The following is a 15,903-nucleotide window of genomic DNA, read 5'->3' as shown; positions in this document are numbered from 1 at the left end:
TCAAGCTTGGGCGGCGAGACCGAGGCGTTTGCACAACTCCAGCGTCAGCGCGCTCTGGTTGAGCGTGTAGAAGTGCAGCCCCGGCACGCCGCCGGCGATCAGGCGCTCGCACAGTCGCGTGACGACGTCCAGGCCGAAGGCGCGCACGGAGGCGGCGTCATCCATGTAGCCCTCCATCTTCAGCGCGACCCAGCGCGGGATCTCGATGCCGTCGCGCTGCGCGAACTGCGCGATGCGCGCGTAGTTGTTGATCGGCATGACGCCCGGCACGATCGGCACCTCCACGCCCAGGGCCCGGGAGGCCTCGACGAAGTGGAAATAGGCATCGGGGTTGTAGAAGAACTGCGTGATCGCGCCGCTGGCGCCGGCGCGCACCTTGTCGGCGAAGAACTGCAGGTCGCGCGCCGCGTAGCGCTGCTGCGGGTGGTACTCGGGATAGGCCGCGACCTCGATGTCCCAGTCCTCGCCCTGCGTCTCGCGGATGAAGCGCACCAGCTCGGCGGCGTAGCGGAACTCGCCCGCGGTGGCCGTGCCGCTGGGCAGGTCGCCACGCAGCGCGACGACGCGGCGGATGTCCTGCGCGCGGTAGGTCGCCAGGATCTCGGCGATGTTCTCGCGCGTGGAGCCGACGCAGGACAGGTGCGGCGCGGCATCGAAGCCTTGCGACGCGATGTCGGCGACGGTCGACAGCGTCTTCTCGCGCGTCGAGCCGCCGGCGCCGTAGGTGACGCTGAAGTACTGCGGATTCACCGCGCGCAGCTCCTGCACGACGGTCTTGAGCTTCTCGGTGCCGACGGGCGTGTTGGGCGGGAAGAATTCGATGCTGACCGGCGTCGTCATGGTTGTTGGATCCAGATGAAGAATTCGGTGTTGCCGTCGCCACCGGTAACGGGGCTTTCGAACCAGCCCTTGACGACGAGGTCGCGCTTCTCGGCGGCGGCCACGGCCTGTTCCTTGACCACGGCGTACTGCGACTTGTCCTTGACGATGCCGTTCTTGTTCAAGGCCTTGGGACCGAGCTCGAACTGCGGCTTGATCAGCAGCAGCGCCTGGCCTTGCGGCTTGAGCCAGCCGGCCACGTGCTTGATCGTGCCGATCATCGAGATGAAGCTCAGGTCGCCCACGACGAGGTCGAAAGGCTCGGCGGGCACATAGTCCTTCACGTGCATGCCTTCGAGGGCCGTCACGCGCGGGTCGGCCTTCAAGGTCTCGTGCAGCTGGCCGTGGCCGACGTCGATGCCGGTCACGTGCGCCGCGCCGGCCTTGAGCAGCACGTCGGTGAAGCCGCCCGCGCTCTGGCCCATGTCCAGGGCCGAGAAGCCGGCCACCGACACGCCGACCTTGGCCAGCGCACCCTCGAGCTTGAGCCCGCCGCGCGAGACGTAACGCAGTTCGGCGTCGTTCGTCACGCGCATGGGGGTGGTCTCGGGCAGGTCCTCGCCGCACTTGCGCACGACGGTCCAGCCCTTGGGGCCTTCCCACTCGACCGCGCGTGCGTCGATCAGCCGCTGGGCAGCCGAGCGCGTGGGCGCCAGGCCAAGGGAAAGAAGCCGCTGATCAGCACGCATGGTCGGGTCTCGGTTCAGTCGACGGTCAGTCGATCAATAGCGGTAGGTGTCGGGCTTGTAGGGACCGGCCTTGCTGACGCCGATGTAGGCGGCCTGCTCGTCGGTCAGCTCGCTCAGCTGCGCGTTCAGCGTCTTGAGCTGCAGGCGCGCGACGTGCTCGTCCAGGTGCTTGGGCAGCACGTAGACCTGGCCCACGGCATAGGCGTCCTTGTGCGCGAACAGCTCGATCTGCGCGATCGTCTGGTTGGCGAAGCTCGACGACATCACGTAGCTCGGGTGGCCGGTGCCGCAGCCCAGGTTCACGAGGCGGCCCTTGGCCAGCAGGATGATGCGCTTGCCGTCCGGGAAGATCACGTGGTCCACCTGCGGCTTGATCTCTTCCCACTCGTACTGCTCGAGCGAGGCGACGTCGATCTCGTTGTCGAAGTGACCGATGTTGCAGACGATCGCGTTGTGCTTCATCGCAGCCATGTGCTCGTGGCGGATCACGTTCTTGTTGCCGGTCGTGGTCACGAAGATGTCGGCCTTGTCGGCGGCGTATTCCATCGTCACGACGCGGAAGCCCTCCATCGCGGCCTGCAGCGCGCAGATCGGATCGATCTCGGTGACCCAGACCTGGGCCGACAGCGCGCGCATCGCCTGCGCCGAGCCCTTGCCCACGTCGCCGTAGCCGGCGATCACGGCGATCTTGCCGGCGACCATGACGTCGGTGGCGCGCTTGATGCCGTCCACCAGCGACTCGCGGCAGCCGTAGAGGTTGTCGAACTTGCTCTTGGTGACCGAGTCGTTGACGTTGATCGCGCGGAACAGCAGCGTGCCCTTGGCCGACATCTCCTTCAGGCGATGCACGCCGGTGGTCGTTTCCTCGGTCACGCCGATGATCTCGGCGCTCTTGCGGGTGTACCAGGTCGCGTCTTCGGCGATCTTCTTCTTGATCGCGGCGAACAGGATGCGCTCTTCCTCGCTACCCGGATGGGCCAGGACCGACAGGTCCTTCTCGGCCTTCTGGCCCAGGTGCATCAGCAGCGTCGCGTCGCCGCCGTCGTCCAGGATCATGTTGGGGCCTTCGCCCGCTTCGCCCTTGGCGCCGAACTCGAAGATGCGGTGGGTGTAGTCCCAGTAGTCTTCCAGCGTCTCGCCCTTGTAGGCGAAGACGGGGGTGCCGACGGCGACCAGCGCGGCGGCGGCGTGGTCCTGCGTCGAGAAGATGTTGCACGAGGCCCAGCGGACTTCGGCGCCCAGCGCCTGCAGCGTCTCGACCAGCACGGCGGTCTGGATCGTCATGTGCAGCGAGCCGGTGATGCGCGCGCCCTTGAGCGGCTGGGCCGCGGCGTATTCCTCACGGATCGCCATCAGCGCGGGCATCTCGCTCTCGGCGATCTTGATCTCCTTGCGGCCCCAGTCGGCCAGCGACAGGTCTTTGATCAGGTACTGGTCTTGGGCCAGCGGCTTCAGTTGGGCGTTCATGCGGACTCCTGCGAGGAAGGGCCGTCGACGCCAGCGATCAGGACATGGGGAGAAGTGGGGAGGGCACTTGCCGCTCGGTCCTCACCCGGCCTGCGAAGGGTCGACGGGTGAGCGCGGTTGCCATGGCCGCGGGCACGTCGCCGCGCGGCGGTTCCGAGCCTGGCCTCGATGGGATGGGAGGTCGCAACGCTCCTCGGAACAGGGCGCGATTGTAGACATGTTCCGTTCGACGGCTCGATGACAGCGTCACGGTCGGGGCCACAATCGCCCCCCATGCGAACGATCCCCCCGCTCAGCGACTGTCCCCGCGCGGCCTGGCTCCCCCTGCGCGGGGTGCTGACCGACATCGACGACACCCTGACGGCCGAGGGCGACATCGCCCCCGCCGCGCTGGCGGCCCTGCATCGGCTGCAGGGCGCCGGCGTCCCGGTCATCGCGATCACCGGCCGGCCCGCGGGCTGGAGCGCGCCCTTCGCGTTGGACTGGCCCTTGCGGGGGATCGTGGCGGAGAACGGCGGGGTGCTGCTGCACCGGGAGAACGACGCGCTGGTCACCGAGTTCGCCCAGGACGACGCGACGCGACGGGAGAACTTCGCGCGTCTGCAGGCCTGCGCGGGGGCGATCGTGGCGACGGTGCCGGGCGCCCAGCTGGCGCGCGACAGCGCGGGGCGGCTGACCGACATCGCGGTCGACCACAGCGAATTCACGCGGCTGGACGACGACGCGATCGCCGCCGTCTGCGACCTGATGCGCGCCCATGGGCTGGTGGCGACGGTGAGCTCGATCCACGTCAACGGCTGGATCGGGGAACACAGCAAGTGGACCGCCGCCCAGTGGGCGGTGAAGCGGCTGACCGGGCGAGCGTTCGATCCGCGGGAGTGGGTCTATGTCGGCGACTCGACGAATGACCAGCTGATGTTCGAGCGGGTGCCCCTGTCGGTGGGGGTGGCCAACATCGCGCGTTTCCTGCCCATGCTGGATCACCCGCCGGCCTACGTCACCGCCAGCGAGCGCGGCGACGGTTTCGCGGAAGTGGCCCGCGCCTTGCTGGCCGCGGCCGGCTGAGGGCGGGTCGGCGCGTCCTCGACGGCCGGGACGCGCGGCCGGGGCTGGCGCCCTTCGACCGGATCCCAGGCATGCCGCCCGACCAGCGCCGACACCCCCGGCCAGTCATGCCCGCGCGGCAGCACCCGCGCCAGGCTCGCATGGCTGACGCGTCCGCCGACGGCCACCAGCCGCTCCGCCACCTCGATGCGCCGGCGACGCAGTCGCGGCAGCAGCCAGCGGTTCGTCGGGCGCTCGCGCAGCACGCTGGGATGCGGCATGCAGCGGTGCTCCGCCATCAGCAGGTGGCGCAGCAGCACCTCCAGTCCGAACGGGTCGAGGTGGCGCCAGTCGGTGCTCAGCCGCGCCAGCGCGAAGCGCAGGTTGGCCTGGGCGTCGGAACGCGCGACATGGAAACGGTTCTGGCCGGTCATGAACATCGGGGCCTCCGATCGGGGGAGATCGATGCGCCCGCGCGGCAAGCGCGGCGCCTGTCCTGGATGTCGGCGGGCGCGCGGGGGTTCTGAAGCCCGAGGATGTCCCCAAAAACGTCACGAAACGCAAACGCCCCTCGACCTGAGGGGGGCCTCGTCGGAGGGAGGCGAGACCCCCGAACGTGGACGGGGCCGCCGGAAAAAGCGAAGGGCCGCGCGAGGCGGCCCTTCCGGGTGGGGGTGAGGCGTTAGCCGGCCTCGGGGTGGCGGGCCTTCCAGGCGCGCATCGCTTGCCGGTAGCGGTCCATCGCCAGGTCGTGCAGGTCGAAGATGCACGGGTCGCAGCCGTTGCCGCAGCAGGCGTCGATGTCCGGCTGCACGGGCGGCTGGGGCATCGGGTCGTCGGCCTCGAGCGAGGCCGGCGCCGCGGCGGGGTCGGGCAGGGCGGTGGTCATGACCGGGAGGCTCCGCGAGGGTTTCGGCCCTCGCGGCGCACGCTCAGCGACGGACCGGCGGCGGTCCCGAGTGGGCCGAGCGCTGCAGGTGACGGAAGGTGATCCGGCCCTTGGTCAGGTCGTAGGGCGACATCTCCAAGGAGACGGCGTCGCCAGCCAGGATGCGGATGTGATGCTTGCGCATCTTGCCGCCCGTGTAGGCGATGACCTGGTGGCCGTTCTCCAGCGTCACGCGAAAGCGCGAGTCCGGCAGGATTTCGTTGACGACACCCTGCATTTCAATCAGTTCTTCCTTGGCCATACGGGAGGCTCCTTTCTTGAAATCGATAAGGGCGCCGGCCGCGGTCTGCCGCGGGCCTTCGCCTCGGGAATCACGGGCGCGCCGTCAATGGCAGCGTGCCCAGGCCGTGCCTTCGGTCTCCGCGTAGCGCAACGCGGCGCGGCGGGTCTCGAAGGTCGGCACGAATCGCATGACGCGATCGATGCTGGCCATGCCGCGTCCCGATCGGATCGAGACGGCCGCGGCGAATCCGCCGTCGGCATGGGGTTTGGTCATCGGTGAGACAAGGAATCGCCCCACCTCAATGCTTTTGGTTCGCATAGTTTTCATGAGGTGTGCGCCTTGACAGGCAATCGCAATAAGCAACCGTCTTGGCGCGGTTTGGGAATGTGCCCTTTCCCTGTTTCGATGGCGCGAAGCCGGGGCGGGACACGAAGAGGTGCTCCAGCAGCCGTTCGCCCAAGGACGATCGAACCGGCCGAAGCCAGAAACGCGCAAGCGCACGAACCGGGGGTTGATGCTGGTGCGAGCCGCTCGCAGAAAGGTCCGTGAGAGGGACCGGAGGGGCTGCAGAAGAAGACCTGAAGAGGGTGGTCTTGTGCGAATCAAGCTGCGGATTGTAGCGCAAGCGCGCGAATTGCGCAGCGTCGCTTGCAGTCAGGACGCGGGGATCGTGCGGAAGGGCCGGCGGTTGGCGGGCGGCGCAAGCCCGACGAGCACGACGAGCACCGCCTGCCGGTCGCGGCGGATCGTGCAAGCGGTCCGCCGGAACGGGCATGCGGCCCCGGGGGCTGCTGCCTACGATGAATCCATCCCTCGCGAGGTCCGCCGGCAAGCGCCCCCGTCGAGGGGAAATCCCTCCACCCTGTCATCCCTCCAAGGACTGAATCCCATGAGCAAGATCTGGTTCATCACCGGCGCCAACCGCGGCTTCGGGCTGGAGATCGCCAAGGCGGCGCTGGTCGCCGGCGATCGCGTCGTCGCCACCGGCCGCGATGTCGCGGCGCTCCAGGACGCCTATGCGGCGTACGCCGACGCCGTGCTGTGCCTGCCGCTGGACGTCAGCCGCGAGGCCGACGCGGTCCACGCGGTCGAGCAGGCCGTCGCGCGCTTCGGTCGCATCGACGTGCTGGTCAACAACGCGGGGTATGGCCAGCTGGGCCTGTTCGAGGCCATCGGCGCCGACGACATCGAGCGCCAGTTCGCCACCAACGTCTTCGGCCTGATGCACGTCACCCGGGCGGTGCTGCCGGTCATGCGCCGGCAGCGCGACGGTCACGTGATCAACATCGCCTCGGTCGGCGGTTTCCGCGGCTTCGATGGCGCGGCGGTCTACTGCGCGACGAAGTTCGCCGTCGATGGCTTCAGCGCCTCGCTGGCGCCGGAGCTGGCCGGCTTCAACATCCGGGTGACGGTGGTCGAGCCCGGCTTCTTCCGGACCGACTTCCTGGACGCCAGCTCGGTGCGCTACGGCACCCGGACGATCGCGGACTACGCCGCGCTGCCGCGGCCGCCGCTGTCCACCTACGAGGCCTACAACCATCGGCAGCCGGGGGATCCGGCCAAGCTGGGCCGGGCCTTCGTCGAGCTGGCCGCGATGCCGACGCCGCCGCTGCATTTCGTGGCGGGCTCCGATGCGCTGGGCATGGCGCGCGAGACCTTCGGCCAGCGTCTCGCCGAGGTCGAGGCGCATGCCGCGCTGTCGGCCTCGCTGGACCGCGACGACGCTTGACCGACGACCGCCGACGGCCGCCGACGGCCGCCGCCGGGCGCTCAGGCCAGCGCTCGCGCGGGCGGCGTGTCCCGGCGCCTGGCGGCGTCGCGCGAGGGCGGGCTGCCGTAGAGCCGGCTGTACTCGCGGCTGAACTGGGACGGGCTCTCGTAGCCGACCGCGTGGCCGGCGCGCGCGACCTCCAGTCCCTCCGCGATCAGCAGCCGGCGCGCTTCCTGCAGCCGCAGCTGCTTCTGGTATTGCAGCGGGCTCATCGAGGTCAGCGCGCGGAAATGGTGGTGCAGCGAGGACGCGCTCATGTGCGCCTCCCGGGCCAGCGCCTCGATGCGCAGCGGCTGGGCGTAATTCGCCTTCAGCCAGCGGATGGCGCGGTGCACGCGCTGCGTCTGGCTGTCGGCGCGCGCGACCTGCGCCAGCCGCTCGCCCTGCTCGCTGCGCAGCACGCGGTAGACGAGCTCGCGCATCGCCATCGGCGCCAGCGCGGCATGGTCCTCGGGATGGTCCAGCAGCCGCACCAGCCGCCCGGCCGCGTCGAGCATGTCGGGGGTCACCGCGCTGACGAAGAGGCCGCGGCCCGTGTCCTCGGCGCCGCGGGCGGTCGCCGCTGCCGGCGCCGCGGACGGACGGGAGAGCGCCCCTGGCGGTGGCGACGCCGGGCCACGCGGCGGGCCGCTGCGCGCGACCAGCTCGGCGACCTCTTCCGGATCGAAGTCCAGGCGCAGGCAGAGGTAGGGCCGCTCCGGCGTGGCGTCGATGACGCGGCCGCTGACCGGCAGGTCGGTGGTGAAGACCATGAAGCGCGCCGCGTCGTAGACGTAGCGCTCGTCGCCCAGGTGGACTTCCTTGGCGCCCTGTGCGATCACGCACAGCGAGGCCGGCTGCACCGCATGCGCCATTTCGCCGCCCGGCGCGTCCAGCCGGATCGCCCAGACCCGTGGCAGCGCCGTCGGCCACAGGCCCTCGCGCGGCGCATGGCGGCGCAGCATCGCGCCGAGCTTGGCGATCGCATCGGTCGCGGCCATCGCCGCGTCGGTGTGGGTCGATGTCGTGTCCATGGCGCCGCTCATCCCGCGCGCAGCAGTTGCTCGATGTCGGTCCGCGGCGGCGTGCCGAAGAGGCGCCGGTATTCGCGGCTGAACTGCGAGGCGCTCTCGTAGCCGACCTGGTGCGCCGCGGCCGCCGCATCCAGCCCGCTGCCCAGCATCAGCCGCCGCGCATGCTGCAGCCGCAGCTGCTTCTGGTACTGCATCGGCGACATGCTGGTCAGCTGCTTGAAGCGCTGGTGCAGCGTCGAGGCGCTCATGTGCGCCACGGCGGCCAGCTCGTCGATGCTGATCGCCTCGCTGAAGCGGCGGTTCAGCTCGTCGAGCGCACGGGACAGGCGGCGCGTGGCGCTGTCCTGCTGCGCCAGCGCGCGCAGGCGCGGTCCGAGCGGGCCGGTCAGCACCCGGTAGAAGATCTCCCGCTGCAACAGCGGTCCCAGCACGCGCTGGTCCTGTGGCGAGTCCAGCAGCTGCATCAGCCGCAGCGCGGCGCCCAGCAGCGACTCGGACACCGGCGCGACGTTCAGTCCCGACTGCGCCCCCGGCGGCGCATCGGTGCCGGCCGGGCCGACCTCCAGCATCAGCTCCGCCAGCGTCGCGGTGTCGCAGCCGATGCGCACGCACAGGTAGGGCTTGTCCGGCGTCGCCTCGATCACGCCGCCCTTGGGCAGCATCGGCATCGAGACCAGCAGGAAATGCAGCGGGTCGTAATACAGCGTCTCGGTGCCGAGCTCCACCTTCTTGCGGCCCTGCAGCACGATCGCCAGGCCCGGCTCGTAGAGCGCCGGCGCGGTCTTGGGGGTGCTGCAGCTGGCCTTGATCAGTTGCAGGCAGGGGATCGCCGTGGCGGACGTGCCGTCGCCATCGACATGCCGGAGCGTCAGATCCACCATCTGCGCGCGCAGTGCCTGCAGCGCGTCGGGGAAGCCGTCGGCGAGAGGAATCGGAGTGGGTGCGACCATGCGGCGGATTGTGCAAGGCCGTCGCGCGCGCCGCCAGCGCCCGCGCGCGTGGGGAAGCGGGTTCCGGAGGATTGGGCAAGGACGGGCGAGCTTTGCGCTGGTCCCGGGTGGGGGCGGATTCCTAAGCTGACAGGCATCGCGGCGGTCATGCCGGCCGCCGCGCAGACCTTGTCTTCGAAGGAGCCGCACCATGACCATCATGTCCAGGGAACCGATCAACAACCTGCCGCAGTTGCCGCGCCGCCGGCTCGGCGCCCACGGGCCGGAGGTCTCCGCGCTCGGACTCGGCTGCATGGGGATGTCCGATTTCTACGGCCCCACCGACGAGGCCACCTCGATGGCCGTCCTGCACCGGGCGCTGGACCTCGGGATGAATTTCCTCGACACCTCCGACATCTACGGCAACGGCGCCAACGAGCGCCTGCTGTCGGGCCTGCTGGCCAACCGCCGGCGCGAGGTCGTGCTGGCGACCAAGTTCGGCATCGTCCGCAATGCCGACGGGCTGTCGGCCGGCGTCAACGGCAAGCCCTCGCATGTCCACGCGTCCTGCGACGCCAGCCTGCGCCGACTGGGCGTCAACCACATCGACCTGTACTACCTGCACCGCGTCGACCGGTCGGTGCCGATCGAGGAGACCGTCGGCGCGATGGCCGAGCTGGTGCGCGCCGGCAAGGTGCGCCATCTCGGGCTGTCGGAGGCCTCGGCCGAGACCATCCGCCGCGCCCATCGCGTGCATCCGATCGCGGCGGTGCAGTCGGAGTACTCGCTGTGGACGCGCGACGTCGAGGCCGAGGTGCTGCCCACCTGCCGCGAGCTCGGCATCGCGCTGGTGCCGTACAGCCCGCTGGGGCGCGGCTTCCTGACCGGTGCGATCCGCAGCGCCGATCAACTGGCCGCGAATGACTGGCGCCGCGTCAATCCGCGTTTCCAGGGCGACTCGATGGCGCAGAACCTGGCGCTGGCCGATGCGATCGTCGCGCTGGCCCGCGACCACGGCCTGACGCCGGCGCAGCTGGCGCTGGCCTGGCTGCTGGACCGCGGTCCGGACATCATGCCGATCCCGGGCACGCGCTCGATCGTGCGGCTGGAGGAGAACGCGATGGCCGCGCGCATCCGCCTCAACGACGTGCTGCGCGAGGAGCTGCGCGACCTGATCGACGCGCATCCGGTTGCCGGCGCGCGTTATCCGGAGGTGTCGATGGCGCTGGTCAATGCCTGAGCGACGCCTGAGCGCAGGCGCCCGCCGCCGGCCCGTCCTTCACTCCGCCAGACCGAGGAAGACCGACATCTCCTGATAGGCCTCGTCCAGCGCGGCGCGGAAGGCCGCGTCGCGCGGACGCTTGCCGATGAAGCCGAGGTCCGGGACCAGCGTCCCGCCCTCGACCTTCAGGTTGGCCCAGCCGATCACCTGGTCGCCCAACAGCATCGGCAGCGCGTAATGGCCCATGGTCCGTTTCGCGGCTGGGGTGTAGGCCTCGAAGCGGTAGGCCCAGCCCCACAGCCGCTCGAAGCGGCGGCGGTCCCAGACCAGCGGATCGAAGGGCGCGAGGAAGCGCAGGCGCTCCGGCTCGACCCGGTGGGCGCGCGAGGCAGGGTTCTCGTCCGAGGGCCAGTACCAGACCTCGCCGTCCACCTTCGCATGGGCCCAGCGCGACTTCGCGTGCTTGAGCACCTCGCGGGCCTCGGTCTTGAGGTGCGGCGCGCCGTAGCCCAGCAGCGTCGTCAGGTAGCCCAGGCTCGGCGAGGGCAGCGGCGCGTAGAGCGACACGATCATGTCGAGCAGCGCGCCGGCGCGCTCGCGGCGGGCTTGCGGGCTGTCGTCCTGCGTCGCGTGCTCGATCGCCTCGTAGACGCGCGTGCCGGAGTCGCGCCGCGCCACGCGCAACAGGCCGCGGTAATGCATGCCGTCCAGGAGATGCGTGCTGGCGTTGAGCTCGCCGCCCCAGTAACCCGCGACGCGGCCGTGGCTGAAAGCCTGTTGCACCTGCTGCGGATGCGTGCGGCCGCGCGCACGGATGAACTCGAGCACCTCCGCCGCGCGCGCGTTCATGGCTTCGTCCCAGGCGCGCCGGGCCACCCGTGGATGCAGCAGCGCCAGCGTCTCGCGGGCCAGGAAGCCGTAGTTGACGAGGCAGTCCTCCTCGACGGCGAGACGCGCGTAACGCGCCTCGAGCTGGCCGGCGCGGTAGTCCTTCACCCGGTGCATCAGGATCAGGTCCTGCGCGCGCGCCGGCGCGCGGATCGGGTCGGCCTGCACGAAGCCCAGGCGCTGGATCGCGCGCAGCAGCGTGGTCGGCTTGAAAAAGGTGCGGGCGATGGCATGACGCCGCAGCGCGTCGTGGTCGATCACAGGCATTCGGAAGCAGCGGTCATCGAAAGGCGTGACGGTAACCGCGACGGGGCATGGGTTCTGTCAGGAGAGCGGCGCGAAGCCGCTGGGCGCCTGCTCGACGGTGTCCATCTGCATCTCGAAGCTGAAGAAGCGGTTGCGGCCTCGCGACTTGGCCGTGTAGAGCGCATCGTCGGAGCGGCGAAGCAGGCCTTCGACGCTGGTGTCGGCATCGGGCACGCAGGTGGTGATGCCGCCGGAGAGGGTGACGTAGGACTCGACCGAATCGGGGTGGCGCATGTCGCAGTTGCGCAGCGTGCGCATCACCGCCCGCGCGAAGGTCATCGCGCCGGAGCGCGGCGTGCCGGGCAGGATGAGGGCGAACTCCTCGCCGCCGTAGCGCGCGGCGCAGTCGCGCGGGCGCCGGCAGGTCTGCTGCAGCAACTGCGCGACCCGCCGCAGGCAGGCGTCGCCCTCGAGGTGGCCGTAGCTGTCGTTGTAACGCTTGAAGTGGTCGATGTCGCACAGCACCAGCGTCAGCGGTTGCTGGTCGCGCCGGGCGCAGGCGATCTCCTGCGCGAGCCGGGCATCGAAGGCGCGCCGGTTCATCAGGCGCGTCAGCGCATCCTCGCCGGAGAGCTTCTCCAGCCGCTCGTTGCTGTTGCGCAGTTCATCGGACACCTCCTGCAGCCGTGCCTGCATCCGCCGCAGCCGCTGCATCGCGCGCAGCTTGGCCTGCAGCACGGTGTTGGACACCGGCTTGACGAGGTAGTCGTCCCCGCCCGATTCGATGCCCTGCCAGAGATCCTGGTCGCGGTCGCGGCTGGACAGGAAGATGATCGGCGTCCAGCCGCCGCGCTCGTGCGCCCGCATCTGGCTGGCGACCCAGTAGCCGTCGTGACCGGGCATCTCGACGTCCAGCAGCACCAGGTCTGGGCGCTCGCCGTCGAAGCGGGCCAGCGCGCTGTCGCCGCCGTCCGCCTCCAGGGTGTGATGACCGATGGCCTGGAGCTGGCGGCACAGGAAGCCGCGCGTGCTGGCCTGGTCGTCCACGACCAGGATGCGAAGAGGCGGCAGCGAGGCGGAAGCGTCCATGGCCGGGCGTCGTCGACAGGCGGCAGCGAAACGTGCCGAGGCCGATTATGCGGGGCCGCTCCGCCGCGAGGCGGTCCGGACATGCCTCAAGTGGGGGTGGCGGGGGGCGGCGAGGCGGGCCCCGTCGACGGGACGACCGCGCGCCGCTGCTCGGCCGTGTCCATCTGCATCTCGTAGCTGAAGAAGCGGTTCCGACCGGTGGACTTGGCGTTGTAGAGCGCGTCGTCGGCGCGGATGATCAGCCCCTCGGCGCTGGTGCTCTCGTCCGGCAGGCAGGTGGTGATGCCGCCCGAGAGGGTGATGGTGCCGCCGGTGGGGGAATCCGGATGGGGGATGGCCGCCAGCTCCACCGTGCGCATCAGCGCCCGGGCATAGGTCATCGCCCCCGAGCGCGGCGTGTTGGGCAGGACCAGCGCGAATTCCTCCCCGCCGTAGCGCCCGGCGCAGTCGCTCGGGCGGCGGCAGGTTTCCTTGAGCAACTGGCCGATGCGGCGCAGGCAGGCATCGCCGGCGACGTGGCCGGCCGCGTCGTTGTAGCGCTTGAAGTGGTCGACGTCGCACAGCATCAACGTCAGCGGCTTGCCTTCGCGCCGGGCCAGGTCCAGCTCCTGCTGCAGGCGGGCATCCAGGGCGCGGCGGTTCATCAGCCCGGTCAGCGCGTCGACGCTGGAGAGCTCCTCGAGCTGCGCATTGGCGGCGCGCAGGTCCTCGGACATCTGCACCAGCCGGGCCCGCATCTGGGCCAGGCGCTGCATCGCGCGCAGCTTGGCGTGCAGGATCATCGCGGACACCGGCTTGACCAGGTAGTCGTCGCCGCCGGCCTCGATGCCCTTCCACACGTCCTCGTCCTGCTTGAACTGGCTCAGGAAGATGATCGGCGTCCAGCCGCCGGGTTCGGCGGCGCGCATCTCGCGGCAGGTCCAGTAGCCGTCGTGGCCCGGCATCTCGACGTCCATCAGCACCAGATCGGGCCGGTAGCGACGGAACAGCTCCAGCGCCCAGGCGGCGCTGTCGGCCTCCAGCACGCGGTGGCCGGCGCGGTCGAGCTCGGCGGTCAGCGCGACGCGCGTCGCGCTCTGGTCGTCGACGATCAGGATGGTCAGCGGGGTCGGCGCGGCGGGCAGGGGATGCATCCGGCGATTCTGCCGCGCGAAGCGGCTGCCGGAAACGCTCAGGGCCGCGCGAGGCGGCCCTGACTTCGGGGGTCAAGCGCGCATCAATCGATGAATGCGCGGCAAATGACCGGGGAGCGGAGAGGGCTTACAGCCCCGCCGCGGCGCGCAGCGCCTTGGCCTTGTCGGTCCGCTCCCAGCTGAACTCCGGCTCCTCGCGGCCGAAGTGGCCGTAGGCCGCCGTCTTGCCATAGATCGGACGCAGCAGGTCCAGCATCTGGATGATGCCCTTGGGACGCAGGTCGAAATGCTCGTTGACCAGCGCCGCGATCTTCTCGTCGGAGATCACGCCGGTGCCTTCGGTGTAGACGGTGACGTTCATCGGCCGGGCCACGCCGATCGCATACGCGACCTGGATCTGGCACTGCTTGGCCAGGCCCGCGGCCACGATGTTCTTGGCCACGTAACGGGCCGCGTAGGCGGCCGAGCGGTCCACCTTCGTCGGGTCCTTGCCCGAGAACGCGCCGCCGCCGTGCGGGCAGGCACCGCCGTAGGTGTCGACGATGATCTTGCGGCCCGTCAGGCCGCAGTCGCCCTGCGGACCGCCGATGACGAAGCGGCCGGTCGGGTTGACCAGGTACTTCGTGTCCTGCAGCCACTCCTTGGGCAGCACCGGCTTGATGATTTCCTCGATGACCGCCTCGTAGAACTCGGGCTTCATCTTGTCGCCCAGCGACATCTCGGGCGCGTGCTGCGTGGACAGCACCACGGTGTCGATGCTGTGCGGCTTGCCGTCGACGTAGCGCATCGTGACCTGGCTCTTGGCGTCCGGGCGCAGGAAGGGCAGGCGGCCATCCTTGCGCAGCTGGGCCTGGCGCTCGACCAGGCGGTGCGCGTAGTAGATCGGCGCGGGCATCAGCTCGGGCGTCTCGTCGCAGGCATAGCCGAACATCAGGCCCTGGTCGCCGGCGCCGGTGTTCAGGTGGTCGTCGGACGCCTGGTCGACGCCCTGGGCGATGTCGTTGCTCTGCTTGTCGTAGGCCACGAGCACGGCGCAGCCCTTGTAGTCGATGCCGTATTCGGTGTTGTCGTAGCCGATGCGCTTGATCGTGTCGCGGGCGACCTGGATGTAGTCGACGTGGGCGTTGGTCGTGATCTCGCCGGCCAGCACCACCAGGCCGGTGTTGCACAGCGTCTCGGCGGCGACGCGCGAGCGCGGGTCCTGGGCGAGGATCGCGTCGAGGATGGCATCGGAGATCTGGTCCGCCACCTTGTCCGGGTGGCCTTCAGATACGGATTCCGAGGTGAAGAGGAAATCGCTCGCCAATTTAAACTCCTGTGATTCAGTCTTCGGGCGTTGCCGAGACCTGGGAGTCAGGCGGCGAACGCTTTAGCGGGATTTATGAGTCGCCCCGCAAGTTGTCCAGATTAACTCGGCGACATGGGCGCGCATTATAGGAAAGGCCCGAAAGGGCCCACGGATGGGTGGATGGGAAAACTGGGTACATATGCGCTGATCGCGCTGCTTTGGCTGCTGCACTGGCTGCCGCTGCGCTGGCTGGCCGCGCTCGGGTGGGGACTGGGCGCGCTGCTGCACCGGGTCGCGGGATCGCGCCGGCGCGTCGCGCTGCGCAACGTGGAACTCTGCTTCCCCGAGAAATCCCTCGCCGAGCGCCAGGCCCTGGTGCGCGAGCACTTCGGCTGGCTGGGCCGCAGCCTGCTGGAGCGCGGCCTGCTCTGGTACGCGTCCGACCGGCGCCTGCTGCGCCTGATGCGCATCGAGGGCAACATCAAGCTCTCCGAGCAGGTCGACCGGCCGGTGATGTGGCTGATGCCGCATTTCGTGGGCCTGGACTGGATCGGCCCGGCGCTGATGCTGAACCAGTCGCGCCCGGGCGCCAGCATCTACCAGCGCCAGAGCAACGCGCTGTTCGACGAGGCGCTGCGCAAGGCGCGCTCGCGCTTCGGGACGACCAAGCTGGTCGATCGGCAGGAGGGCGTGCGCAGCATCCTGCGGGCGATCCGCGACGGCTACTCCTTCCTGAACCTGCCGGACATGGACTTCGGTCCGAAGGATTCGGCCTTCGTGCCCTTCTTCGGCGTGCCGGCCAACACGCTGCTGGCGCCGGCCAAGATCGCCGAGACCATGAAGATGGTGGTGCAGCCGGTCATCGTCACGATGCTGCCCAAGGGGGAGGGCATCGTGATCCACGCCCATGAACCGCTGACCGGCTACCCCAGCGGCGATGTCGAGGCCGACGCGCTGCGCTTCCACCGCTGGCTCGAGGACCGCATCCGCGAACACCCGGCCCAGTATTTCTGGGTCCACAAGCGATTCAAGACGCGGCCGCCCGGCGAGCCGTCGCTGTATTCCCGATAATC

The 15,903-nt window shown here is 69.8% G+C and carries 17 protein-coding genes and 1 riboswitch; of the genes, 4 read left to right on the top strand and 13 right to left on the bottom strand.

What is annotated here, in order from left to right; all coding sequences use genetic code 11:
* The 3 genes from metF to ahcY are packed head-to-tail and all read right to left on the bottom strand — an operon-like array spanning window position 1 to window position 3,035.
* A complete protein-coding gene (gene metF / locus BM393_RS15155) occupies window positions 1-840 on the bottom strand; it encodes a methylenetetrahydrofolate reductase [NAD(P)H] (RefSeq protein WP_091727800.1) in 840 nt (279 codons plus the stop codon).
* A complete protein-coding gene (locus BM393_RS15150; RefSeq protein WP_091727797.1) occupies window positions 837-1,568 on the bottom strand; it encodes a TlyA family RNA methyltransferase in 732 nt (243 codons plus the stop codon). The genes metF and BM393_RS15150 overlap by 4 nt, the downstream gene beginning before the upstream one ends.
* Window positions 1,569-1,601: 33 nt before the next feature.
* Entirely contained in the window at window positions 1,602-3,035 is a 1,434-nt protein-coding gene (ahcY, locus tag BM393_RS15145; protein ID WP_091727792.1) for an adenosylhomocysteinase, read from the bottom strand.
* A gap of 102 nt (window positions 3,036-3,137) precedes the next feature.
* Window positions 3,138-3,236, bottom strand: a riboswitch (S-adenosyl-L-homocysteine riboswitch).
* Window positions 3,237-3,308: 72 nt separating this feature from the next.
* On the opposite strand from ahcY, the gene BM393_RS15140 reads away from it, so the two are divergent.
* Window positions 3,309-4,100, top strand: a complete 792-nt coding sequence (locus tag BM393_RS15140) for an HAD family hydrolase (protein WP_091727787.1) — start codon at window positions 3,309-3,311, stop codon at window positions 4,098-4,100.
* On the opposite strand, the gene BM393_RS15135 is transcribed toward BM393_RS15140, so the two are convergent.
* From BM393_RS15135 to BM393_RS25760, 4 genes are all read right to left on the bottom strand, one after another.
* The gene (locus tag BM393_RS15135) at window positions 4,028-4,519 is read right to left on the bottom strand and encodes a hypothetical protein (RefSeq protein WP_091727782.1); all 492 of its coding nucleotides are present in this window, start codon (window positions 4,517-4,519) and stop codon (window positions 4,028-4,030) included. The two genes, BM393_RS15140 and BM393_RS15135, sit on opposite strands and share 73 nt — an antisense overlap.
* A gap of 242 nt (window positions 4,520-4,761) precedes the next feature.
* Complete coding sequence (locus BM393_RS15130) at window positions 4,762-4,968, bottom strand: oxidoreductase-like domain-containing protein (RefSeq protein ID WP_091727779.1); 207 nt, start codon at window positions 4,966-4,968, stop codon at window positions 4,762-4,764.
* A gap of 43 nt (window positions 4,969-5,011) precedes the next feature.
* Complete coding sequence (gene infA / locus BM393_RS15125) at window positions 5,012-5,269, bottom strand: translation initiation factor IF-1 (protein WP_091727775.1); 258 nt, start codon at window positions 5,267-5,269, stop codon at window positions 5,012-5,014.
* A gap of 84 nt (window positions 5,270-5,353) precedes the next feature.
* Window positions 5,354-5,524, bottom strand: a complete 171-nt coding sequence (locus BM393_RS25760) for a hypothetical protein (RefSeq protein WP_175538353.1) — start codon at window positions 5,522-5,524, stop codon at window positions 5,354-5,356.
* A 616-nt stretch (window positions 5,525-6,140) separates the two neighbouring features.
* Between BM393_RS25760 and BM393_RS15120 the strand changes: the two genes are divergently transcribed.
* A complete protein-coding gene (locus BM393_RS15120; RefSeq protein WP_091727772.1) occupies window positions 6,141-6,980 on the top strand; it encodes an SDR family NAD(P)-dependent oxidoreductase in 840 nt (279 codons plus the stop codon).
* A 41-nt stretch (window positions 6,981-7,021) separates the two neighbouring features.
* Here the strand turns inward: BM393_RS15120 and BM393_RS15115 are convergent, their stop codons facing one another.
* Window positions 7,022-8,035: an AraC family transcriptional regulator gene (locus tag BM393_RS15115; protein WP_091731598.1), complete on the bottom strand. Its 1,014-nt coding sequence runs from the start codon at window positions 8,033-8,035 to the stop codon at window positions 7,022-7,024.
* Between the two features lie 8 nt (window positions 8,036-8,043).
* Window positions 8,044-8,985: an AraC family transcriptional regulator gene (locus BM393_RS26195; protein WP_186830293.1), complete on the bottom strand. Its 942-nt coding sequence runs from the start codon at window positions 8,983-8,985 to the stop codon at window positions 8,044-8,046.
* Between the two features lie 190 nt (window positions 8,986-9,175).
* Between BM393_RS26195 and BM393_RS15105 the strand changes: the two genes are divergently transcribed.
* A complete protein-coding gene (locus tag BM393_RS15105; protein ID WP_254783466.1) occupies window positions 9,176-10,204 on the top strand; it encodes an aldo/keto reductase in 1,029 nt (342 codons plus the stop codon).
* A gap of 39 nt (window positions 10,205-10,243) precedes the next feature.
* Here BM393_RS15105 and BM393_RS15100 read toward each other — a convergent pair whose 3' ends face one another.
* The 4 genes from BM393_RS15100 to metK all read right to left on the bottom strand — a co-directional run bounded on the left by BM393_RS15100 (window position 10,244) and on the right by metK (window position 14,848).
* Window positions 10,244-11,341: a DNA glycosylase AlkZ-like family protein gene (locus BM393_RS15100; protein WP_091727761.1), complete on the bottom strand. Its 1,098-nt coding sequence runs from the start codon at window positions 11,339-11,341 to the stop codon at window positions 10,244-10,246.
* 57 nt (window positions 11,342-11,398) lie between these two features.
* A complete protein-coding gene (locus tag BM393_RS15095) occupies window positions 11,399-12,409 on the bottom strand; it encodes a diguanylate cyclase (protein ID WP_091727757.1) in 1,011 nt (336 codons plus the stop codon).
* A gap of 86 nt (window positions 12,410-12,495) precedes the next feature.
* Entirely contained in the window at window positions 12,496-13,542 is a 1,047-nt protein-coding gene (locus BM393_RS15090) for a diguanylate cyclase domain-containing protein (RefSeq protein ID WP_091727752.1), read from the bottom strand.
* 127 nt (window positions 13,543-13,669) lie between these two features.
* The gene (metK, locus tag BM393_RS15085) at window positions 13,670-14,848 is read right to left on the bottom strand and encodes a methionine adenosyltransferase (RefSeq protein ID WP_091727749.1); all 1,179 of its coding nucleotides are present in this window, start codon (window positions 14,846-14,848) and stop codon (window positions 13,670-13,672) included.
* Window positions 14,849-15,010: 162 nt separating this feature from the next.
* Between metK and BM393_RS15080 the strand changes: the two genes are divergently transcribed.
* Window positions 15,011-15,901: a lipid A biosynthesis acyltransferase gene (locus tag BM393_RS15080; protein ID WP_091727744.1), complete on the top strand. Its 891-nt coding sequence runs from the start codon at window positions 15,011-15,013 to the stop codon at window positions 15,899-15,901.
* The last annotated feature ends 2 nt before the right edge of the window (window positions 15,902-15,903 follow it).

It is taken from the genome of Mitsuaria sp. PDC51, from assembly GCF_900113225.1.
Lineage (GTDB): Bacteria > Pseudomonadota > Gammaproteobacteria > Burkholderiales > Burkholderiaceae_C > Roseateles.
The sequence above is the reverse complement of the archived record's forward strand: the minus strand, read 5'-3'. Positions and strand labels throughout refer to the sequence as shown.